Below are 17,614 nucleotides of genomic sequence, written 5' to 3' on the forward strand. Positions count from 1 at the left end.
GTATCGCCTAGTGGTTTTCCATGATTTTTCATGAATTTCGTTGACATTTAAAGTGTTCAGCCCTAAATTTCAATCCCGCGCAGATTGATTGATACTGCGATTCAGGAGACCGAAATGTCCACCCCAGCATCAGGCACTCTCACGCGTTCCAGCACCCAGGCCTCTGCCCGCCAACGCTCCCCGTTCAGCGGAGCACGGGCATGACGACGCAGACGTGGACGGTATCTGACGTTCGCGTCGAAACCCCGCTCATCCATCGCATCGGCCTGGTCGCGCCCCGCGGCGAGACGTTGCCACCGCTGGCCTCGGGCGCGCACCTGCAAGTCATGGTGCCGGGCCTGCCCGAGCGGCGCTGCTACTCCATCGTCCACCTCACCGTCGCCGAGGCCCTGGAGGCCGCACCGCGCACCCACTGGATCGCCGTGCGCCGCGAGGAACCCAGCCGCGGCGGCTCGGTCTGGATGCACCAGCTCAAGGTGGGCGACGCCGTCACCGTGGGCGAGCCGCGCAACGAGTTTCCGCTGCACGCCGCGCAGGTCGGCGAAGGCCCGGTGGTGCTGATTGCCGGCGGCGTCGGCATCACGCCCATTGCCAGCCATGCGGCGGCGCTGACGGCGCAAGCGCGGCCCTTCGCGCTGCACTACAGCAGCCGCAGCCGCGACCATCTGGCCATGGTCAAAGAACTGAAGGCGCTGTGTGGCGAGGCCTTGCATCTGCACGCCGACGACGAGGCCGACACCCGGCTCGAACTGGGCGCCCTGCTCGACCAATGCCAACCCAACCAGCACCTGTACGTGTGCGGCCCCAAGGGCATGATCAATGCCGCCATTGCGACTGCCCGCGAGCGCGGTTGGGACGATCACCATGTGCACGTGGAGCTGTTCGTTGAAGCCACCGCGCAGCAGGGCGATGCCGCCTTCGAGGTCGAGCTGCGTGCCTCGGGCATGACGCTGCAGGTGCCGGCCGACAAGACCATCCTCGAAGCCATGGAAGCCGCGGGTTGCGACCCCATGTTCGACTGCCGCCGCGGCGAATGCGGCGTTTGCCAGGCCACCGTTCTCGAAGGCGTGCCCGATCACCGCGACTATTTCCTCAGCGACAGCGAGCGCGCCTCGGGCAAGCTGATCCAGATCTGCATCTCGCGTGCCAAGACGGCCCGCCTGGTGCTGGACTTGTAGACCTCACCGGCAAGGAGACAAGCATGGGCCGATATGCCAACAACCCCGCCGCCATTCGCGCCCTGGTGCGCGAATCGGAGGTGCACAAGGACACCTACATCGACGCCGAGCTGTTCGAGCTGGAGATGGAGCACCTGTTCGCCAACACCTGGGTCTACGTGGGCCACGCCAGCCAGGTGCCGAACAAGGGCGACTTCTACACCACCACCGTCGGCACCGAGCCCGTGGTGATGGTGCGCCACAGCGACGACAGCATCCGCGTGCTGTTCAACCGCTGTCCGCACAAGGGCGTCAAGGTGGCGGCCGAAACCTGCGGCAATACCGGCAAGTTCTTTCGCTGCCCCTACCACGCCTGGACCTTCAAGACCGACGGCTCGCTGCTGTCGATCCCGCTCAAGAAAGGTTACGAGAACACCGGTCTCGAATGCTGCGAGGCCAGCGGCGGCATGGCCGCGGTGCAGGCCGTGCACGTGTACCGCGACTTCGTGTTCTGCCGCCTGAACCCGGAGGGCGTGTCCTTCGAGGACTTCTTCGGCCAGTCGCTCAGCACCATCGACAACATGGTCGATCGCTCGCCCGAAGGCAAGCTGCAAGTCGTCGGCGGCGTGTTGCGCTACATCAACCGCTGCAACTGGAAGATGCTGGTGGACAACCAGACCGACACCACGCACCCCATGGTGGCGCACGAGTCATCGGCCGGCACGGCGGCAGCGGCCTGGAGCAAGGCCCCACCCGGCACGCCCAAACCCATGGCGGTGGAGGTGTTCACGCCCTTCGTCAGCCCCTACGAGTTCTTCGAGGAAATGGGCATCCGCGTGTGGCCCAACGGCCACGGCCACACCGGCGTGGGCAAGTCCATCCACTCCGACTACTCCGCCATTCCCGGCTACCAGGAGGCCATGGTGGCCGCCTACGGCGAGGAGCGTACCCACGCCATCCTGGGCGAGAACCGGCACAACACCATCTACTTCCCCAACCTGACCATGAAGGGGCCGGTGCAGACCATGCGCGTATTCAAGCCCATCGCGGTGGACAAGACCCTGGTGGAGTCCTGGACCTTTCGGCTGGTCGGCGCGCCCGACCTGCTGCTCGAGCGCACGCTGATGTACAACCGCCTGATCAACGCGCCCACCTCGGTGGTGGCGCACGACGACACCGAGGTCTACGAGCGCGCGCAGGAGGCCCTGCACAGCCGCGGCCGCGACTGGATGAACCTGTGCCGCCTGTACGACGCGGGCGAGCCGCGCGACGCCGCGCACTTCGAGACCAACGGTACCAACGAGCTGCAGATGCGCAACCAGATGCGCGCCTGGGCGCACTACATGACCGTCGGCATGAGCGAGCAGCCCCAAGGGAGCGCAACATGAACACGATCACCGATGCCCAGCTCATCGACTTCATCTACCGCGAAGCCGAGCTGATCGATGCGCTGCAACTGCAAGACTGGGAAGCGCTGTTCACCGACGATGGCCACTACTGGATGCCGCTCACCCACGGCCAGACCGACCCCATCTTGCAGGGCTCGCTGATGTACGAGGACAAGATGCTGCTGAAGATTCGCGTCGAGCGCTTCTTCGGCAAGCGCACCTTCTCGCAGCAGCCGCACACGCGCTGCCATCACCTGCTGCAGGCGCCGCGCGTGATCGCCCGCGACGACACGGCCGGCACCTACCGCTGCCGCACCGCCTTTCACTACGTCGAGACGCGCTTGGACGAGCAGTCGCTGTTTGCCGGCTGGGCCACGCACGATCTGGTGCAGCAGGGTGGCCAGTTGCGCATCCAGCTCAAGCGCGTGGACCTGCTGAACTGCGACGCGGCCCTGCCCAACATCCAGCTCTTCATGTGAGGGTCGCGTGACCGACGCCATCGCCGCCTTTGCGCCCGCCGAGCGCACCCTGCCCGCCATGCTGGCGCACCAGTGCGCCCGCTTTGCCGAGCGCACTCTGCTGGCCACCGAGGACAGCCGCTGGAGTTACGCGCAGGCGCTGGCCACCGCGCAACGCATGGGCGCGCTCTTGCAGGCGCAGGGCATCGGCCCCGGCGACCGCGTGGCGCTGATGTGCGGCAACCGGACCGAGTTTTTGCAGGTGTTTCTGGGCTGCGCCTGGGTCGGCGCCGTCACGGTGCCCATCAACACCGCCGCGCGCGGCACCAACCTGCGCCACATCCTGGCCAACTCGGGCGCGCGCCTGTTCATCGGCGAGGCTGAAACCCTGCCCGCGTTGCTGGCGCTGACCGATCGCACCGCGCTGCCGCTGGAGCGCATCTGGAGCATCGATGCCTGCGCCGATGCCGCGGCCCAGCCCATGCCCGCGCTGGGCGATGCCCGGGCCGACGCCGCCGCCATCGGCCCGGGCGACACCCTGGCCATCCTCTACACCTCGGGTACCACGGGTCTGTCCAAGGGCGTGTGCTGCCCGCACGCGCAGTACTACTGGTGGAGCCGCTACTCCAGCCAGCTGCTGGGTCTGCGCGACGGCGAGGTGCTGCTCACCACCCTGCCGCTGTTTCATACCAACGCGCTCAATGCCTTCTTCCAGGCCCTGCTGACGGGCTCCACGCTGGTGGTGCAAAAGCGCTTTTCGGCCTCCGACTTCTGGCCGGCCCTGGTGCGCCACCAGGCCACCGTCACCTACGTGCTGGGCGCGATGGTTCCCATTCTGCTGTCGCGCGAGCCCTCGCCCGAAGACCGCGCGCACCGCGTGCGCATTGCCCTGGCGCCGGCCATTCCCACGCGCTTTCACGACGCCTTCAGCCAGCGCTTTGGCATGACCTTGCTGGACGGCTACGGCTCGACCGAAAGCAACTTCGTGATCGGCCTGGATGCCGAGCAGAAGCCCGGCAGCATGGGCCGCGTGGTGCCTGGCTTTCAGGCGCGCGTTGCCGATGAATTCGATGAAGCCGTGCCCGACGGCACGGCGGGCGAGCTGCTGCTTCGCGCCGACGAACCCTATGCCTTCGCCTCCGGCTACTTCGGCATGCCCGACAAGACGGTGGAGGCGTGGCGCAACCTGTGGTTTCACACCGGCGACCGCGTGGTGCGCGACGCCGACGGCTTCTACACCTTCCTCGACCGCCTGAAGGACGCCATCCGCCGCCGGGGCGAAAACATTTCCTCCTACGAGGTCGAGCAGGTACTGCTCAGCCACCCGGCCGTGGCGCTGGCCGCGGTCTTCCCTGTGCGCAGCGAGCTGGCCGAGGACGAAGTGATGGCCGCGCTGGTGCCGCGCGAAGGCATGACCCTCGATGCAGTGGAATTGATCCGCTTTTGCGAGCCACGCATGGCCTATTTCGCCGTGCCGCGCTTTCTCGAATTCATGAAGGAGCTGCCCACCACCGAAAACGGCAAGATCCAGAAATTCAAGCTGCGCGAGCGCGGCGTGACCGCCACCACCTGGGACCGCGAGGCGGCCGGCATCACCGTCAAGCGTTGAGATGACGGCCTATCTCAAACGCAAGGGCTATGAAGGCGTGGCGCTCACCGCGCCCGTCACGGTGCCCTACGAGCGCTACTCCATCCACGGCGCCCACTGGTACGTGGGGCAGGCGATGCGCGCGCTGGTACAGGGCTCGGGGCTGGACAAGGCGCAGATCGACGGCCTGACGGTCAGCAGCTTTTCGCTGGCACCCGATACGGCCGTCGGCGTGACGCAGCACCTGGGCCTGTCGCCGCGCTGGCTCGATCACATCCCCACCGGCGGCGCCTCGGGCGTGATGGCGCTGCGCCGCGCGGCACGCGCCGTGCAGTGCGGCGACGCCGAGGTGGTGGCCTGCGTGGCGGCCGACACCAACCACGTCGATTCGTTTCGCCACACGCTGGGCGCCTTCAGCGACTTCGCGCGCGACGCCAGCTACCCCTATGGCGCGGGCGGGCCGAACTCGATGTTCGCCTTCATCACCGCGCACTACATGCGCCAGTACGGCGCGCGGCGCGAGGACTTCGGCCGCATCGCGGTGGCGCAGCGCGCCAACGCCCTGGCCAACCCCAACGCCTTGTTCAAGACGCCTTTGAGCCTGGAGCAATACATGGCCGCACGCCCGGTGGCCGCGCCGATCCACCTGTTCGACTGCGTGATGCCCTGCGCCGGCGCCGAGGCGTTTTTGGTGATGGCGCCCGAGCGGGCGCGCGATCTGGGCCTGCCGCACGTGCTGCTGCGCGGCGCCATCGAGCGGCACAACGCCTTCAGCGCGGACCCGGTGATGGTGCGCGGCGGCTGGGCCATGGATCGCGAAGACCTGTACGCCCAGGCCGGCATGCGGCCCGCCGACATCGATGTGCTGCAAACCTACGACGACTACCCGGTGATCGTGATGATGCAGTTCGAGGACCTGGGCTTTTGCGCCAAGGGTGAAGGCCCCGATTTCGTGCGCGCGCACGATCTGCGCTTTTCGGGCGACTTTCCGCAAAACACCGGCGGCGCGCAGCTTTCGAGCGGGCAGGCCGGTGCGGCCGGCGGCTTCATCGGCATGACCGAAACCATTCGCCAGCTCACGGGCCAGGCCGGTGCCCGCGCCGTGCCGGGCGCGCGCCGCGGCCTGGTGGCCGGCTTTGGCATGGTGACTTATGACCGCTGCCTGTGCACCGGGGCGGTGATCCTGGAGGCCAGCGCATGACCCAGGCCTTCGCCAAGCCCCCGCGCAAGAACCCGCTCCTGCGCACGCCGCAGATGAACCTGCCGCCCGCCGCGCGCGGACGCGTGGCGCTGGGCCTGACCGCTGCCGCGGCCGAGGGGCGCTTCATGCTCCAGGTGTGCAGCGAATGTGGCGCCACGCAATATCCACCGCGCGAGGCGTGCCATCAATGTCTGTCCCCCGCGCTGCGTTGGCAGGACCAGACCGGCGCGGGCGAGTTGCTGACCGAGACCACGCTGTCGCACAGCAACGACCTGTATTTCCGCGAGCGCCTGCCTTGGCGCCTGGGCATGGTGCGGCTGGACGCCGGCCCCAGCGCGATGGTGCATCTGCATGGCGAAGTCGGCGCCGCGCCCAGCCGGGTGCGCGTGGGCGTGCGACTGGACCGCGCCGGCCAGGCGGTGTTGATCGGATTTCCGGAGAAAGGATCGGAGCACATGGCCGATGACCCGATGCTGCGCGAAATGGCCAGCGACCCGAAGTTTCGCAAGGTGCTGGTCACCGACGGCAAGTCGCCCGTGGGCCAGGCCGTGGTGCGCGCCCTGGCCAAGGCCGGCGCCGACCTGATCTGGGTCGGCCAGGCCGAGCCCTGGAAGCAGCCGGCGGGCTTTGCCGAACTGGCCCGGCTGCCCCAGGTCAGCGTGGTTGATCTGGACGTGCGCGACGAGCGCTCGGTGCAGGAGCTGGCCGCGCTGATCGGCGCCAAGGTCGATATCGTCATCAACACGGCCGAGCTGCATCGCCGCCATGGCATCGGGGGGCGTGCCGGCACCGAAGTGGCGCGCGAGGAGATGGAGGTCAACTACCTGGGTCTGCTGCGCCTGGCCCAGGCCTTTGGCCCCGTGCTCATGGCGCGCGCGGCCGATGGCGCCACGCACGCCACGGCCTGGGTCAACCTGCTGTCAATCTGCGCGCTCAGCAACCATCCGCCGGAGGGCACCTACTCGGCCTCCAAGGCGGCGGCGCTGTCGCTCGCGCAATGCCTGCGCGCCGAACTGCGCGCCGCCGGGGTTCGCGTGCTCAATGTCTTTCCCGGCCCCCTCGACGACGAATGGAGCCAGAACGTGCCGCCGCCCAAACTGGCGCCCCAGGCCCTGGCCAGCGCCATCGTCAAGGCGCTGCGCGATGGCGTCGAGGACGTCTACCCGGGCGACATCGCGCAGGACTGGCTGGCACGCTGGCGCGACAACCCCAAGGTGCTTGAGCGCGAGCTGGCGGCAGGAGGATCCTGACCATGACGCACGCGCCCTCCCAGGATCTGCTCGGTGCCTTTGCGCAAAGCCTGCTCGCGGGCCAGATCCGCATCGTCGATCTGTCGCACGCGCTGAGCACCGACTTCCCCACGCTGGCCCTGCCGCCCGAGCTGGGCCAGTGCCAGGGCTTTCGCATCGAGCAGGTGTCGGCCTACGACGCGCGCGGCGCCAGCTGGTACTGGAACAACATCTCGTGCAGCGAACACACGGGTACCCACTTCGACGCGCCCATCCACTGGATCACCGGACGCGACCGGCCGGGCAATGCGGTGGACGCCGTGCCGCCGGCGCACTTCATCGCCCCGGCCTGCGTGATCGATTGCAGCGCGCAGGCCGCGCGTGACGCCGACTACCTGATGACGGTGGCCGACATCGAGTCCTTCGAGGCCGCGCACGGCCGCATTCCGGCCGGCGCCTGGGTGCTGATGCGCACCGACTGGTCGCAGCACTGGAGCCGCCGGCGCGACGCGCGCGCTTACCAGAACTTCGACGCCACCGGCCAGCACACGCCCGGCCCCAGCGTCGAGGCGGTGCGCTTTCTGGTGGAGCAGCGCGACGTGCTGGGCTATGGCTCGGAGACCATCGGCACCGACGCCGGCCAGGCCGCGCACCTGCGCCCGCCCTACCCCTGCCACACGCTGATGCACGGAGCGGGCAAATACGGCCTGCAATGCCTGGCCAACCTGGACCAGTTGCCACCCACCGGCGCGCTGATCGTGGCTGCACCGCTCAAGATCGAACACGGCAGCGGCAGCCCGCTGCGCGTGATCGCGCTGGTGGCCGACAACGGAGCATCGAGATGAGCCAAGCGCCCCATACCGCCCTCGTCACCGGCGGCTCAGCCGGCATCGGCGCCGACATCTGCCGGCGCATGCTGGACGAGGGTTATCTAGTCATCAGCCTGGCGCGGCGCGCGCCCGAGTGGAGCCACCCGCGCCTGAGCAACCTGAACGTCGATCTGCTCGACCCCGCCGCGACCCGGCAGGCCGCGCAGGAGGTGGCGGCGCGCTTTGCGGTCACGCACTTCATCCACAACGCCGGCGTGATCTGGCCGCACCTGCTGCAAGACGCCACGATGGACGAACTGCAGGGCCTGACGCAAATCCATCTGGGCGCGGCGCTGACCCTGATGCAGGCCGTGCTGCCGTGCATGGAGCAAGGCGGCTTCGGCCGCGTGGTGCTGATGTCCTCGCGCGGCGCGCTGGGCCTGGCCACGCGCACCAACTACTCGGCCACCAAGGCCGGCATGATCGGCATGGCACGCACTTGGGCGCTGGAGCTGGCGCCCAAGGGCATCACGGTCAACGTGGTGGCGCCCGGCCCCATCCAGACCCCCATGTTTTACGACGTGGTGCCCGCCGACAGCGAGCGCGAGCAGAAGCTGGCCGCCAACATTCCCGTGGGCCGCATCGGCCGGCCCGACGACGTCACGCGCGCCGTGATGTTTTTTGCCGACCCGGCCAACAGCTTCGTCACCGGCCAGACGCTGTACGTCTGCGGCGGCGCCAGCGTGGGCACCCTTACCATCTGATCCCGCAATCGCACCAACCAACCCGGAGACAAACCCCATGCGACTGACCCGATTCTTCAAGCAAACCGCGCTGATGACCGCCCTGGGCCTCGGTTGCGCCGCCGCCATGGCCCAGATGAAGGTAGGCGTGATCTATTCGGCCACCGGCCCCACGTCCTTCGTCGGCATCCCCCAGAAGAACAGCATCGCCCTGCTGCCCAAGAAGATCGGCGACCTGACGGTCGAATACATCGGCCTGGACGACGCCAGCGACCCGACGCAGACCGTGACCGACGTGCGCAAGCTGCTGGACGAGCAAAAAGTCGATGCGCTGATTGGCCCCAGCGGCTCACCCAACGCCATGGGCGTGATCCAGTTCATCGCCGAGGCCGGCGTGCCCATGCTGGCGCCGGTGGGCACGGCCGCCGTGGTGCAGCCCATGGACGACAAGAAAAAATGGGTGTTCAAGACCACGCAGAACGACGACATCATCGCCGCCGCGCTGTTCGACCAGATGAGCAAGACGGGCGTGAAGACCTTGGGCTTCATCGGCCTGTCCGACCCCTATGGCGAGAACTGGTATCGCGTGGCCAGCGCCCTGGCCAAGCAGCACGGCATCAACATCGTCGCCACCGAGCGCTTTGCACGCAGCGACAACTCCGTCACCGGGCAGGCGCTCAAACTCATCGCGGCCAAGCCCGACGCCATTCTCATCGCCGCTGCCGGCGGGCCGACCGTGCTGCCCCAGGCCACCCTGGTGGATCGCGGCTACACAGGCCCGATCTACCAGACCCACGGCGCGGCGCTGCCGGCCTTCATCAAGCTGGGCGGCAAGAAGGTGGAAGGCACCATCATGGCCGCCAGCCTGATGCTGGTGCTGCCCGAGGTGCCCGACAGCAATCCGTCAAAGAAGATCGCCACGCAGTACATCGACGCCTACAAGAAGCTGTATGGCGAGGCCCCAGCCACCTTTGGCGCCAACGTGTACGACGCCGGCCTGCTGCTGGCCAACGCCGTGCCCAAGGCTGAAAAGGCCGGCAAGCCCGGCACCAAGGAGTTCCGCGCCGCGCTGCGTGACGCGCTGGAGCAAACCAAGGAGCTGGTGGGCACCCAGGGCGTCTACAACATGACGCCGCAGGATCACAGCGGCTTCGACGAGCGTGGGCGCGAACTCATCACCGTCAAGGACGGTCAGTTCAGGCTGCTGAAGTAAAACCGCCGGCGGCGCGGCGCCTACTGCCGCGCCATCTCCGCCTGCCCGACGGCGCCGCCAGCCAGGTCTTGCTGCGGCTGCAGCGTCATCGTCACCCGGACCAGGCGTCCCGTGAATTCGAACGGCGCGGTGTAGTGCGACACCGGACTGGCGCGGTCGCGTCCAATGTCCAGGCCTGACCACGAGATGAGCGAAGTGAAGCCGGCCTTGTAGGCCAGTTTGCCCGCCGGCTCGCCGTCGATCCACAGGCTGCCGGTGCGGCTGGATGGCACCACCACCCGGCCCAGGCCATGAATGGGCGGCGTCAGCACCATCGGGCCCAGCTGCATGCAATAGCCCAGGCGATGGCGCCCGGGCGGCACGGGGCGGTCGGAGCGCAGCACCTGGTGCAAGCCGCCGATGTTGATGTCGTGCACCAGATGGCCGCCTTGCAGGTACAGCGCGTAGCCCGAGGTGGCGTCGCCGTGGGCAATCAGCACGCCCTCGGCGCCTTCGGGCGGAATCAGCACGTCAGCCACGATGTCGTAGCCGCGCGAGCGCACGTCGGGCGCCACGTCGGTGGGCAGGTGTCCCATCCCGGGATGAAAGACAAACTGCGTGCGCGCCCCCTGTACGCGGCGCGCGTTCTCGGCAAAGCGCGCACCGAAGCGCTCGTCCAGCGGCAGCACCTGGTTGGCCTCGGCCTCTTGCCACCACAGGGCTTGTAGCTGGGCCAAGCGCTCAGGCTCGGCGCTTGCCAGGTCGTGACACTCCGAGAAATCCCCGGCCAGGTGATAGAGCTCCCAGCGGTCGGCGTCGAAGGCGGTGTCGGATGCGTGCCAGGTCACGGCCTTCCAGCCTTCGTGCCAGATGCCGCGGTGGCCGAACATCTCGAAGTACTGCGGGCCCTGGCGGCCCGGCGCGTTGGCGTGCCCCAGCGTGGCGCGCCAGCTCTCGCCGGTGATGGGCAACTGCGCCACGCCGTCGACGGCGTCGGGAGCCGCCACACCACACACGTCCAGCAGCGTGGGCAGCAGGTCGCGCGCGTGCCAGAAGCCGTGGCGCAGCTCGCCGCGCGCGGCCATGCCGCCGGGCCAGGACAGCACCAGCGGGTCGCGTATGCCGCCGCCGTGCGTGTTCTGCTTGTAGCGCTTGAGGGGTGTATTGGACGCCATGGCCCAGCCTTGCGGAAAATTGCTGTGCGTGTCGGGCCCGCCGATGTCGTCGATGCGGCGCAGCTTCTCTGCCATGTCCTCAGGCTTGAGGTTGTAGGGTCCCATGGCATTAACGAAGCCCAGCGGCCCGCCCTCCTGGCTGGCGCCGTTGTCGGACAGCACCAGCACCAGCGTGTCCTCGCGCAGATGGGCGGAATCGAGGAACGCCATCAGGCGGCCGATTTGGGTGTCGGCGTGTTCCAGCATCGCGGCGTAGGCCGACTGCAGACGGGTGAACACACGCCGCTCCGGCTCGCCCAGGTCGGCCCAGGGCGGCACGCCGTCGTTGCGCGGGGGCAGCTCGGTGTTCGGCGGCACGATGCCGAGGGCCTTTTGCCGTGCCAGGCGTTGCTCGCGCTCCACGTCCCAGCCGTGGGCAAATTGCGCGTCGTAGCTCAGGATGAGATCGCGCGGTGCCTGGTGCGGCGCGTGGCAGGCGCCCAAGGCCAGCCACATCAGCCAGGGCGCATCGGGGTCGTCGGCCTGGTGATCGGCCAGCATGCGAATGGCTTCGTTCACCAGGTCGGCGCTCAGGTGGTAGCCCTTGTCGAATGTGCCGGGGGCATCGACGTGGGTGTTGTCACGCACCAGCTCGGGCGCGTATTGGTCGGTCTCGGCGTCCATGAAGCCGTAGTAGCGATCGAAGCCGCGGCGCAGCGGCCAGCCGTCGAAAGGCCCGGTGGGTCCCGTCTGCGATACCGGCGTGACGTGCCATTTGCCCACCATGTAGTTGCGCCAGCCGTGGGGGCGCAGCATCTCGGCCAGGGTGCCGGCCGCCGGACTGATTATGCCGCGGTAGCCTGGAAAACCGCTGTCGAAGTTGGCCAGGCATCCCATGCCCACGGCGTGGTGGTTACGCCCCGTCAGCAGCGCCGCACGCGTGGTGGAGCACATGGCCGTGGTGTGAAAGCCGGTGTAGCGCAGGCCCTGTCCCGCCAATGCATCAATGTGCGGCGTGCGGATGCTGGAGCCATAGCAGCCGAAATCCGAAAAGCCCACGTCGTCGAACAGCACGACCAGGATGTTGGGCGCGCCGGCGGGGCGCTTGGGCGCTTCAGGCCAGAAGGGGATGGAGTCGGCGATGGTGCGGCCGATGCGCGGGGCGCCGGGGTTCGATTGCGTTGTGGACATGACTGAGCCTTTCTTGAATTCAAGCCCTGGAGCGAATCAGGTCCACCGCTTTCTCGGCGATCATGATCGTGGGTGCGTTGGTGTTGCCTCCCACCAGGGTGGGCATGACACTGGCATCGACCACGCGCAGGCCGTGCAGGCCGCGCACGCGCAGTTGCGGGTCGAGTACCGCCTGCGCGTCGCTGCCCATGCGGCAGGTGCCCACGGGGTGGTAGATGGTGTCCACGCGCCGGCGCAGGTAGGCGTCGATGGCGGCGTCTTCGTCGGCCGGCAGCGGGTACAGGGCCTGGCCGGCGTGCGGCGCCAGCGCGCGCGTTGCCAGCAGTGCCACGGTGGCGCGGTAGGCACGGCGCAGCGTGGCCACGTCCTGCGGGTCGGTCAGAAAAGCGGGGTCGATCAGCGGCGCAGCATGGGGCTCGGCACTGGCCAAGCGCACGCTGCCGCGCGAGCGCGGACGCAGCACGCAGGCGTGCAGGCTGAAACCGTGGCCGCGGTGCTTGCGCCGGCCGTGGTCGTCCACCATGGCGGTGACGAAGTGCCATTGCACGTCCGGGCGTGTGAGCGTTGGCAGTGTGCGGATAAAGCCCCCGCTCTCGGCAAAGTTGGTGGTGAACATACCGGTGCGCTCGCGCTGGTACTGGCGCCACTGGCCCCACAGCTTCCACAGGCCGGGCAGGCTGGTGCCGAATAGGCGCGGGTCGCCCACACGGCGCGAGATCAGGCAGTCGGGGTGGTCTTGCAGGTTGGCGCCCACGCCGGGGCGGTGCAGGCGTGATGCGATGCCCAAGGCCTGCAGCGCCGGCGCGTCGCCGATGCCCGAGAGTTGCAAGAGCTGCGGACTGCCGAAGGCGCCGGCCGCCACGATGACCTCGGCACGGGCCCGCAGCGGGCGCTTGGCCCCGCCCTGCGCGATCTCCACGCCGCAGGCGCGATCACCCTCGAACAGCAGGCGCAGCGCGGTCGATTCCAGCAGCACGGTGAGATTCGACCGCTTCATCGCCGGCGCCAGATAGGCGCGTGCGGCATTGCAGCGCTCGCCGCCCGCCTGCGTGACGTGAAACAGGCCCACGCCCTCCTGCTCGGCGCCGTTGAAGTCGCCATTGAGCGGATAGCCGCACTCCTGGGCGGCATCCAGGAAGTGCTGGTCGAAGGCGTTGGGCGACACCAGGGCCGAGACCTTGAGCGGCCCCTGCCGTCCATGCCAGCGCGCGTCCAGCCCAGGGGCCAGGCAGCCCTCGCTGCGCTTGAAGTAGGGCAGTACCTCGTCATACGACCAGCCGCTGCAGCCGGCGGCGGCCCAGTCGTCGTAGTCGCTGGCGTGGCCGCGGATGTAGACCATGGCGTTGATGGACGAGCTGCCGCCCAGCACCTTGCCGCGCGGCTGGTAGCCGCGCCGGCCGTTCAGCCCCGCCTGCGGCACCGTGTCATACGCCCAGTTCAGGCGGTGGGTGGACACGGTGGCGCCCAACAGCGCCGGCACGCGCACCAGTTTGCTGTCATCGCTGGGGCCGGCTTCGATCAAGGCCACGCGGCAGTTCGGATCCTCCGTGAGGCGCCCGGCCAGCACGCAGCCAGCCGAGCCACCGCCGACGATCACGTAGTCGAATTCAAGGTCTTGCGAGTTCATGGCCGTTGTACGTTGAAGTCATTCTTTGCGCGACGCACCACCGGCAACGATGCAAACCCAAGGAGGCCAGTGACCGCGGAGCAGGTCAAACCCGCGATCGCCGTGGTCGGGGTTTCCCCGGTCACTGGCGATGCCCCCTTCAGGGGGTGGGCGGAACAACGCGCAGCGTGTGGAGACTGGGGGTGTTTCATATCAAGCCGGCCAGGCCGCTGCATCGACGACCGGGAAACTGCCGCTGAAGCGATCGAGGTAGCCGAACAAGCGCGCCAGCAGCGCCATCTGCCCTTCGAGCACGAGCTTGCCCTCGATCAGGGCCTGCATGGGCTCGATGCGCTGCTGCAGCACGGCGTTGAGCGTGGCGCGGTCGGTGCTGATGCGCAGCTCGGCGCCGGCCAGCGCCTCGGGCGCATCGACGCGCAGGCTGCTGAGCGCGCCGTTGGACAGGATGCAAAGCCAATGTTCGCCGCTGTCCTTGAAGTGCCAGCCCAGGGTAAAGGCCGCGCCCCCGGCGCGCGGCGCGTTGAGGCGGATGGCCAGCGTGTCGAACAATTGCTCGTTGCTGAGCGCCCCCAGCATGGCGCCGCCGGCAGCGGCCTGCGTGGGCTCGGGCGGGCCCGCACGATATTCGTGCGCACCCAGCAAAAAGGCGTTGCGCCAGGTGGCCGACTCGGCCTGGTAGCCCATCTGCTCCAGTGCCTGCGCGGCCAGCTCGCGCGCATCCAGGTTGTCCGGCTCGGCGTAGGCCAGCTGCTGCATCACCTGGGCCACCCAGCGAAATTCGCCGCGCTCGAAGTCGGCGCGTGCATGAGCCAGCACGGCCGCAGCCCCGCCCATGTAGTCAATGGTCTTGCGCGCGGCCGGCATCGGCGCGGCGTGTTGCAGGTTGGCGGTGCGCGTCGTACCAGCTCAGGTAGTGCTGCACGATGGCCTTGGCGAACAGCCGCGACACCGTGCCGTAGTAGCCGCGTGCGTGCCAGCGCTGGGTGATGGCCTCGGGCAGCTTCAGGCCCTCGGCGATCTCGGCGGCCTTCAGGCCGTGGTTCATCAGGCGCACGGTCTGGTCGTGCAGTACGCGATATAGGTCGCGCTGCTCGGTCAGAAAGCGTCGGGCTTGCTCGTTGCCCCAGGTCGGCCAGTGGTGCTGCGCCAGGATGACGTCGGTGCGGTCGCCGTAGCGCTGCAACGCCTGGTACAGGTACTTGGACCAGGCCAGCGAGTCGCGCACCTTGGCGCCGCGCAGAGGGCACAGGTTGTGCAGGGTGTGGGTGGCGTTCTCGGCCAGATTCAGCGCGCGCTCCGACGGGATGAACAGGTGCATCTCGGCGGGCGCCTCGGACTCGGGCGTGAGCTGGAACTCCAGCTCCAGGCCGTCGATCACCAGCACCTCGTGCGCCTGGCTGATCTCGCGCGTGGGCGCGATCAGGCCGGGCCGCCCGCGCGGCATGTTCTTGCCCAGGCCCGAATCGACCTGGCCCTGCGGCCCCACCGGCAGCGTGTGGCCAAACTGAAACTGCGCGCGCCGCGCCATGGCCACGCCGGCAATCACGTTCTCGGCCACGGCGTGATGCATGAAACCGGCCGGCGCGATCACTTGCACGCGGCCGGCGCGCACGTCGTCCTCGCTGATCAGCCCATGCACACCGCCAAAGTGGTCGGCATGGCTGTGGCTGTAGATCACCGTGTGCAGCGGCCGCTCGCCGCGGTGCTGACGATACAGTGCCAGCGCCGCGGCGGCGGTCTCGGCACAGGTCAGCGCGTCGAACGCGATCACACCGCTGTCGGTCTCGATGAAGGTGATGTTGGCGATATCGAAGCCGCGCACCTGGTATATGCGCTCCGTGACCTTGAACAGGCCGTGCACCTGGTTCAGCCGCGCCTGGCGCCACAGGCTTGGGTTGACCGTGTCGGGTACGCTGACATCGGCCAGAAAACCGTAGGCCGCCAGGTTCCAGACGCTGCCACCGTCGGGGCGGCGAATGTCGGCTTCCGGCACCGTGCCGACAAAGCCGCGCTGGGCGTCGGCGAAGTCCTCGCCGTCCTCGGGCGGCAGCGACTGGGCCACCAGGCGCTGGAAATTGACGGTGGCGGCGTGCGCGCCGCAGGAAGAAGCTGTCATTGCAAGAATTTCCATTCAGATTCAGTTGTCGCTGCACTCCCTCGCTCGCTTGCGGGCGCGGGCTGGGGTGAGGGTTGCGTCGCGCACAGTGAGCGCCCGCTGCCCCTCACCCCCACGCTCTCCCCAGAGGGGCGAGGGAGCAAACCCCCTCACTGCCAGCGCAGCAGCCAGCGTTCGAGGCGTTCCATGCCTTTCGTGACCACCATGCCCAAGCCGGCCAGCAGGAACAGCAAGGCCATCACCCCGTCCATGTTGAAGTTGGACTGCAGCGAGGCCAGGGTCTGGCCCAGGCCGTGCTCGGCGGCGATGATTTCAGCACCGACCACACCCAACATCGAGAAGATCAGGCCCAGGCGCAGGCCCGAGAAGATGACGGGCACGGCCGAAGGCAGGGTGACCTTGAAGAACAGCTGCATGGGCGTGGCGCCCAGCGAGCGGCTCAGCGTCAAGAAGTCCTGCGGCACGCCGCGAATACCCGCCACCGTGTTGGCCAGCACGATGAAAAAGCTCAGGCTGGTGCCCATGGCGATCTTGGAGCCGATGCCCAGCCCGAACCACAGCAGAAAGAGCGGCGCCAGCGCAAAGCGCGGCATGGCGTTGATCACCGTGAGGTACGGGTCCATCGCGCGCTCCGCTGGCGGCCACTGGGTGAACACCAGGCCCAGCGCGATGGCGGCCACACCGCCCAAGCCAAACGAAATCAGCGTACCGGCCACCGTGTAGCCCAGCTCCAGCCACAAATCGCCGCGCACGAAGAAACCCTGCCACAGGTACAACACGATCTGCGAAGGCTGGCCAAACAGCGTGCGGTCCAGCCAGCCGCTGCAACTGCCCCACTCCCACAGGCCGAAGAAGCACACCAGGAACAGCAGGTGATAGCCGGCTCGCCGCGCGCGGCCGCCGCGTGCCGCCGGGGCGGCGCGAGCGGCGGTGCCGATGGCCAGGGCGTTGGTCGCACGGCTCATGTTGTGGCCTCCTGCGCCTGGCCTTCCGACATGCGGATGCCGCGCTCCAGCTGCTCCCACACCTGCGAGTACAGCGCCAGGAACGCGGGGTCGCGCTGCAGCTCGCGCACGTGGCGCGGGCGCGGCAGGGTGATGGGCATGTCGGCAATGATGCGGCCGGGGCGCGCGCTCATCACCACCACGCGGTCGGCCAGCGCCACCGCCTCGGCCAAGTCGTGCGTGATGAAGACCACCGTGCGCCGCGTCTGGCCCCACAGCTCCAGCAGCAGGTCTTCGAGCTGGATCTTGGTCTGTGCGTCGAGCGCGCCAAAGGGCTCGTCCATCAGCAGCACCTCGGACTCCAGGCAAAAGCCGCGCGCCAAAGCAGCGCGCTGACGCATGCCGTGCGACAGGGCCTTGGGGTAGGCGTCGACAAAGCGCTCAAGCCCCACGCGCGCCAGCTCCTGGCGCGCGTGCTGCTCGCGCTCGACCGGCGGGATGCCGCGCAGCTCCATGCCAAAACACACGTTCTGCAGCGCGGTGCGCCAGGGAAACAGGCAGTCGCGCGCCATGGTGTAGGTCACGCGCGGGCTGCCGGCGCGCGGCGGCTCGCCGCCAATGGTGATGGCGCCCTGCTGCACCGGCAGCAGGCCCGTGAGGTGGTTGAGGATGGTCGTCTTGCCGCAGCCGCTGGGGCCGACGATGGCGACGAACTGCCCGGATTCGATCTCCAGGCTGACGTGGTCGACGGCCAGAACGGCACCGCCGAAATCGACGCAGAGGTCGCGGATGGATATGGCGGCCATGGCCTGCAATT

Annotated in this window: 14 protein-coding genes and 1 pseudogene; 9 read left to right on the forward strand and 6 right to left on the reverse strand. The window is 68.4% G+C overall.

Going from position 1 to position 17,614, the window contains the following annotated elements:
• Positions 1–200 precede the first annotated feature (200 nt).
• The 9 genes from U1F38_RS05665 to U1F38_RS05705 all read left to right on the forward strand — a co-directional run bounded on the left by U1F38_RS05665 (position 201) and on the right by U1F38_RS05705 (position 9,786).
• A complete protein-coding gene (locus U1F38_RS05665) occupies positions 201–1,178 on the forward strand; it encodes a PDR/VanB family oxidoreductase (RefSeq protein WP_409986071.1) in 978 nt (325 codons plus the stop codon).
• 23 nt (positions 1,179–1,201) lie between these two features.
• Positions 1,202–2,545, forward strand: a complete 1,344-nt coding sequence (locus tag U1F38_RS05670) for an aromatic ring-hydroxylating dioxygenase subunit alpha (protein WP_409986072.1) — start codon at positions 1,202–1,204, stop codon at positions 2,543–2,545.
• Complete coding sequence (locus U1F38_RS05675) at positions 2,542–3,024, forward strand: aromatic-ring-hydroxylating dioxygenase subunit beta (RefSeq protein WP_409986073.1); 483 nt, start codon at positions 2,542–2,544, stop codon at positions 3,022–3,024. The genes U1F38_RS05670 and U1F38_RS05675 overlap by 4 nt, the downstream gene beginning before the upstream one ends.
• Before the next feature lie 7 nt (positions 3,025–3,031).
• Complete coding sequence (locus U1F38_RS05680) at positions 3,032–4,612, forward strand: ATP-dependent acyl-CoA ligase (RefSeq protein WP_409986074.1); 1,581 nt, start codon at positions 3,032–3,034, stop codon at positions 4,610–4,612.
• Position 4,613: 1 nt separating this feature from the next.
• A complete protein-coding gene (locus U1F38_RS05685) occupies positions 4,614–5,792 on the forward strand; it encodes a thiolase family protein (protein WP_409986075.1) in 1,179 nt (392 codons plus the stop codon).
• On the forward strand, positions 5,789–7,042 hold the full coding sequence (locus U1F38_RS05690) for an SDR family NAD(P)-dependent oxidoreductase (RefSeq protein ID WP_409986076.1): 1,254 nt from the start codon (positions 5,789–5,791) through the stop codon (positions 7,040–7,042). The genes U1F38_RS05685 and U1F38_RS05690 overlap by 4 nt, the downstream gene beginning before the upstream one ends.
• A 2-nt stretch (positions 7,043–7,044) precedes the next feature.
• Entirely contained in the window at positions 7,045–7,866 is an 822-nt protein-coding gene (locus U1F38_RS05695; protein ID WP_409986077.1) for a cyclase family protein, read from the forward strand.
• Positions 7,863–8,594 carry an SDR family NAD(P)-dependent oxidoreductase gene (locus U1F38_RS05700; protein ID WP_409986078.1) on the forward strand — a complete coding sequence of 244 codons (732 nt, stop codon included), beginning with the start codon at positions 7,863–7,865 and terminating at the stop codon, positions 8,592–8,594. The genes U1F38_RS05695 and U1F38_RS05700 overlap by 4 nt, the downstream gene beginning before the upstream one ends.
• Before the next feature lie 73 nt (positions 8,595–8,667).
• Complete coding sequence (locus U1F38_RS05705; RefSeq protein WP_409986156.1) at positions 8,668–9,786, forward strand: ABC transporter substrate-binding protein; 1,119 nt, start codon at positions 8,668–8,670, stop codon at positions 9,784–9,786.
• Positions 9,787–9,806: 20 nt separating this feature from the next.
• Here U1F38_RS05705 and U1F38_RS05710 read toward each other — a convergent pair whose 3' ends face one another.
• The 6 genes and pseudogenes from U1F38_RS05710 to U1F38_RS05735 all read right to left on the reverse strand — a co-directional run bounded on the left by U1F38_RS05710 (position 9,807) and on the right by U1F38_RS05735 (position 17,603).
• Positions 9,807–12,110: an arylsulfatase gene (locus U1F38_RS05710; protein WP_409986079.1), complete on the reverse strand. Its 2,304-nt coding sequence runs from the start codon at positions 12,108–12,110 to the stop codon at positions 9,807–9,809.
• A gap of 19 nt (positions 12,111–12,129) precedes the next feature.
• Positions 12,130–13,737: a GMC family oxidoreductase gene (locus U1F38_RS05715; protein WP_409986080.1), complete on the reverse strand. Its 1,608-nt coding sequence runs from the start codon at positions 13,735–13,737 to the stop codon at positions 12,130–12,132.
• 192 nt (positions 13,738–13,929) lie between these two features.
• On the reverse strand, positions 13,930–14,421 hold the full coding sequence (locus U1F38_RS05720; RefSeq protein ID WP_409986157.1) for an alkyl sulfatase C-terminal domain-containing protein: 492 nt from the start codon (positions 14,419–14,421) through the stop codon (positions 13,930–13,932).
• A pseudogene (locus tag U1F38_RS05725) lies at positions 14,413–15,868 on the reverse strand (alkyl/aryl-sulfatase); the annotation flags it as partial. The pseudogene U1F38_RS05725 and the gene U1F38_RS05720, both read right to left, overlap by 9 nt.
• 134 nt (positions 15,869–16,002) lie before the next feature.
• On the reverse strand, positions 16,003–16,818 hold the full coding sequence (locus U1F38_RS05730; RefSeq protein WP_409986081.1) for an ABC transporter permease: 816 nt from the start codon (positions 16,816–16,818) through the stop codon (positions 16,003–16,005).
• Positions 16,815–17,603, reverse strand: a complete 789-nt coding sequence (locus U1F38_RS05735; protein ID WP_409986082.1) for an ABC transporter ATP-binding protein — start codon at positions 17,601–17,603, stop codon at positions 16,815–16,817. Before U1F38_RS05735 ends, U1F38_RS05730 begins: the two co-directional genes overlap by 4 nt.
• Between the last annotated feature and the right edge of the window lie 11 nt (positions 17,604–17,614).

It is taken from the genome of Ottowia sp. (assembly GCF_046348305.1).
In the GTDB taxonomy this organism is placed as follows: domain Bacteria; phylum Pseudomonadota; class Gammaproteobacteria; order Burkholderiales; family Burkholderiaceae_C; genus Ottowia.